Below are 4,471 nucleotides of genomic sequence, written 5' to 3'. Positions count from 1 at the left end.
TCGCGCAGGCGCTCGCGGCCGGCCCGGCGGCGACGCTGCCTGAGGCGGTCACGCTGAACGACGGCCGCCGCTTCGGCGTGGCCTTGGCGCCGCTCGACGGCGAGCGCCACGCGCTGCGCCTGGCCGCGGTGAGCACCGCCACGGCGCCCGCGCCCGAGCTCACCCCGGCCCCCGCGATGCCCGACATGGGCACGATGTTCTGGGACGCCCCGTTCCCCGTCACGCTGCAGGACGAGCACTTCAAGCTGATCGACGCCAACGACGCGTTCCTCGAGTTCACCGGCTTCACGCGCGAGCAGCTGGTGGGCACCGACCCGCTCGACCTGCAGCCCCCCGAGGACCGCGCGCTGAACCGCGCCTACCGCCAGCAGATGAGCGCCGCCGGCACGACCCGGCTGGTGCAGCGCCGGATGATCCACGCCGACGGCCGCGAGCGCTGGTTCCGCGCCGCGTGGCGCGTCGGCAGCGATGCGCAGGGCCGCGCGCGCACCGTCAGCATCCTGCAGGACAGCACCGCCGAGCACATCGCGCGCGAACGCGCCGACCGCTCGGTGCGCGAGCTCGACGACTGGTTCGAGCTGAGCCCGGTCGGCATGGTGCTGTTCGACGAGCAGGGCCTGTTGGTGCGCAGCAACCCGGCCTTCGAGGCGCTCGCGGGCGACGTGCCGGTGCTGATGTCCGAGGCCTCGCCCGGCATCCAGCAGCTGATGGCCTGGCACGATGGCAAGCCGCTGCCGCTGCTGCGCCCCGGCTCCAGCCCGGTCGAGACGCAGGCCTGGGTGGACCAGCCGGCCCACCACGGGCAGCCCGACGCCGCGCCGCGCCGCCTGCGCTCCATCGTGCGCTGCTACCAGAGCGGCAGCGGCCAGCGCCGCTACATGGCCATCGTCGAGGACCGCAGCGTCGAGGAGGAGCGCGACCTCGCGCAGATGCAGATCGGCGCGCTGATGGACACGGCTGGCGTCGGCCTCGCGACCTTCCAGGAGGCGTCCGGCTGGGTGCAGCACGGCGCGGTGTTCGGCAGCGCTGCCGAGTCGCACGCCGGTGCGCCCGCGCTGCAGTCGATCCGCCGCGACGTGGTGCTGCCCGAATCGCTGCCCGAGTACGACAAGCTGCAGCAGGCGCTGCGCCTGGCCCAGCGCGCCGAGGTGCGCTATGCCATCCGCCACCCGGAGCACGGGTTGCGCTGGCTGCTGACGCGCGTCGAGCCGGCCACGCTCGCCTCGGGCAAGCGCACCACCTCGGTCGTCACGCTCGACATCACCGACCAGCACCAGACCCAGCAGCGCAGTGAGATGCTGCTGCGCGAGCTCACCACCATCCTCGAGAGCACCACCGTCGGCATCGCCTACCTGCGCGGCAACCTGCTGGTGCGCTGCAACCGGCGCTTCGAGGCGCTGCTCGGCTTCCGCGCCGGCGACGTGGCCGGCTGCAGCCTGCAGGAGCTGCTGGCCGCGCAGCCCGAGGTGGGCCGGCTGGTGGCCGACATCGATGCGTCGCTGGCGGCAGGCCGGGTGCACGAGACCGAGATCGCGGTCGACACGCGCGGGCGCCCGCGGCACTGGTGCTCGCTGTCGGTGCGGCGCGCCGGCGAAGGGGTCGACGGCCAGGAACTGATCGCGGTGCTGACCGACATCACGCGGCTGAAGGCGCAGCAGGCCGAGCTGGAGGCGCTGGCCAGCGAGGTCGCGCTGCAGGCCGAGCGCACGCGCGCGATCCTCGATTCGGTGCTGGTGGGCATCGTCACGGTCGGCGCCGACGGCATCGAGTGGATGAACCGCTCGGCGCGCCGCATGTTCGGCGGCGACCTGGAGGATTTYCTCGGCCACCCGATGGCCACCGTCGCGACGCCGGAACCCGACCATCCGTTCCTGCGCACCGACTACCTCGACGACCTGGTCGAGGGGCAGGCCGAGACCTTCGAATGCCGCGTCAAGGCGCGCGACGGCCGCGAGTACTGGGTGGTCGGCAACGCGGTCGTCACCGGGCGGCAGCTGACCTATGCGCTGCTCGACATCGAGCGGCGCCGCCAGGCCGAGGCGCGCACCGCCGAGGCGCAGTCGTCGCTGCAGCGCATCATCGAGGCGGCGCCGCTCGCGATCACGCTGCGCGATGCGCACACGCTGCGCATCCTGCAGGTCAACGAGGTCGCGGCCCGCAATGCGGCGACGCCGCCCGCGCAGCTGATCGGGCGCACGCCGGAGCAGATCTTCCCGCCCGAGGTCGCCGCCGAGCGCCGCCGCGACATGGAAGACGCGCTGGCCGCCGGCCGCGTGACGCAGCGCGAGTACCGCACCGAGCTCGACGGCCAGTTCCAGGTGTGGGACGCGCGCTACCTGCCGCTCGCGGCCGACGGCCAGCCGGCCGACCAGCTGCTGATGGTGGCGACCGAGGTCACCGAGCAGCGCGCCGCGCAGGAGGCGCGCTTCGAGGCGGCCATCGCGCAGCGCGAGATGCTGGTGAAGGAAGTGCACCACCGCATCAAGAACAACCTGCAGGGCGTGGCCGGGCTGCTGCAGCAGATCGCGACGCGCAAGCCCGAGGTGGCCGGCGTGATGGCCGAGGTGGTGGGCCAGGTGCAGGCGATCGCGCAGGTCTACGGGCTGCAGGTCGGCATCAGCGGACCGCTGCGCCTGCACAGCGTGCTGGAGGCGATCACCGGCTCGGTGCAGCGCACCTTCGGGCGCTCGATCGTGTTCGACGCGCAGGGGCCGCAGCCGCAGCAGTGGACGCTGCCGGAGGCCGAGTCGATCCCGATCGCGCTGACGGTGAACGAGCTGCTGACGAACGCGATCAAGCACAGCGTGGGCGATGCGCCGGTGAGCTGCACGCTGGTGTGCGGCGACGACGGCGTGCAGATCGTGATCGGCAACGAGGGCCGGCTGAGCGAGGGCTTCAGCCTGGCGCAGTTCCCCGGCGGCGTGTCGGGGCTCGGGCTGGTGCGGGCGCTGCTGCCGCGGCGCAGCGCGAAGCTGTCGATCGAGGCGCAGGGCACGCGGGTGGTGGCGGTGGTCGACCTGAAACCGCCGGGGGTGGCGCTTTCGGCCACAATCGCGCCTTCACCGTCCCGCCAGCAGCACCCACCGTGACGAACAAAGGCAAGATTCTCGTTGTCGATGACGACCGCCTCGTGCTCGCGACGCTCTCGCACGGGCTCGCGCAGGCCGGCTACGAGATCATCGATGCCGACAACGGCGACGACGCGATCCTGCTGGCCCGCGAGCACCGCCCGGATCTCGCGCTGCTGGACATCCGCATGGAAGGCAAGAGCGGCTTCGACGTGGCCGCCTACCTGCGCGACTACTGCCAGATGCCGTTCATGTTCCTGTCGGCGTTCGCCGACGACGACACCGTCGCGCAGGTGAATGCGCTCGGCGCGGTGGCCTACCTGGTCAAGCCGCTCGACATCCGCCAGATCGTGCCCGCGGTGGAAGCCGCGTTCGCGCAGATCGGGCCGCGCGGCGGTGAACCCGCGCCGCTGCCCGGCACGCTCGCGCACGACGCGCTGGGCCAGCCGGTGGCGATGGCGATCGGCGTGCTGATGCACCGCTATTCGCTGCCGCGCGCGCAGGCGCTCGAGCGGCTGCAGCGGCTGGCGGCAACCGAGGGCAAGTCGCTGGTGCAGCAGGCCGAGCGCCTGCTCGAAGCGGTGGAGTTGCTCTCCGCCGGCTAGCCGAGCCAAAACTGGAAGCGCGCGCCGCGGTCCACTTCGCCCTCGGCCCAGATGTCGCCGCCGTGCCGGCGCACGATGCGCCGCACCGAGGCCAGCCCGACGCCGGTGCCCTGGAAGTCGTTCGCGCTGTGCAGCCGCTGGAACACGCCGAACAGCCGGTCGGCGAATCGCATGTCGAAGCCGGCGCCGTTGTCGCGCACCGTGAAGGCCGGCCGGCCCTCGTGCACGCCCGATTCGAACCAGATGTGCGCGTCGCGGCACTTCGCGGTGTACTTCCACGCGTTGCCGAGCAGGTTCTCCAGCGCCACCCGCAGCAGCGTGGCATCGCCCTGCGCATGCAGGCCCGGCTCGATGTCGACCTGCACCTGGCGCTGCGGCGATTCGCGCCGCAGGTCGTCGACGATGTAGCCCACCAGCTGCGACAGGTTGATCGGCTGGCGCGCCAGCGGCCGTGCCGACAGCTGCGACAGCGCGAGCAGCGAGTCGATCATGCTGCTCATGCGCGCGGCGGCACCGAGCACGCGGTCGAGGTGGTCGTTGCCGATGCGGTCGAGCAGGCGGCCGTAGTCTTCCTTGACGATCTTCGTGAAGCCCTCGACCACGCGGATCGGTGCGCGCAGGTCGTGCGACACGGTGTAGCTGAACGATTCCTGCTCGTCGGCCGGCGGCAGCGCCGCGGCGGCCGCGGTCGCATGGCGATGGAAGATCAGCAGCAGCTCGGTGCCGGCGCGCGGCAGGGCCGGCGAAACCGCCGGCGACCGCGCCGGCGACAGCCGCAGCACCTGCAGCTCCCAGCCC

At 72.6% G+C, this 4,471-nt stretch carries 3 protein-coding genes; 2 read left to right on the top strand and 1 reads right to left on the bottom strand.

Annotation, left to right across the window (positions count from 1 at the left end):
* Nucleotides 1-3,089: PAS domain-containing sensor histidine kinase (locus AC1D15_RS19305; protein WP_477827251.1), on the top strand; the 3,089-nt coding region annotated here is incomplete at its 5' end.
* A complete protein-coding gene (locus AC1D15_RS19300) occupies nt 3,086-3,673 on the top strand; it encodes an ANTAR domain-containing response regulator (RefSeq protein ID WP_477827250.1) in 588 nt (195 codons plus the stop codon). The genes AC1D15_RS19305 and AC1D15_RS19300, both read left to right, overlap by 4 nt.
* Here the strand turns inward: AC1D15_RS19300 and AC1D15_RS19295 are convergent.
* The coding region (locus AC1D15_RS19295; protein ID WP_477827249.1) for a sensor histidine kinase at nt 3,670-4,471 on the bottom strand (802 nt) is incomplete at its 5' end. The genes AC1D15_RS19300 and AC1D15_RS19295 overlap by 4 nt on opposite strands.

This window comes from Rhizobacter sp. P2_H2 (genome assembly GCF_056403375.1).
This window is presented reverse-complemented; position numbering and strand designations above follow the sequence as displayed.